This window comes from Pseudoalteromonas phenolica (assembly GCF_005886345.1).
Lineage (GTDB): Bacteria > Pseudomonadota > Gammaproteobacteria > Enterobacterales > Alteromonadaceae > Pseudoalteromonas > Pseudoalteromonas phenolica_A.
Map to the genome: position 1 here is coordinate 1 of NZ_PNEC01000120.1, position 308 is coordinate 308.

The 308-nt window shown below is 91.9% G+C and carries 1 protein-coding gene; it reads left to right on the forward strand.

Going from position 1 to position 308, the window contains the following annotated elements; genetic code table 11:
- On the forward strand, positions 1 to 308 hold a 308-nt coding region (locus tag CWB72_RS21240), incomplete at both ends, for a hypothetical protein (RefSeq protein WP_212747924.1).

Below are 308 nucleotides of genomic sequence, written 5' to 3' on the forward strand. Positions count from 1 at the left end.
GGGGGGGGGGGTGGGGGGGGGAGGGGAAGAAAAGACCACCAGGAGGGGGGGGGGAGGGGGTGGTGTGGGGGGTGTGGGGGGGGGGGGGGTCCGGGGGGGGGTGGGGGGTGGGGTTGGGGGTGGGGGGGGGGGGGGGGGGGGGGGGGGGGGGGGGGGGTGGGGGGGGGGGGGGGGGGGGGGGGGGGGGGGGGGGGGGGGGGGGGGGGGGGGGGGGGGGGGGGGGGGGGGGGGGGGGGGGGGGGGGGGGGGGGGGGGGGGGGGGGGGGGGGGGGGGGGGGGGGGGGGGGGGGGGGGGGGGGGGGGGGGGG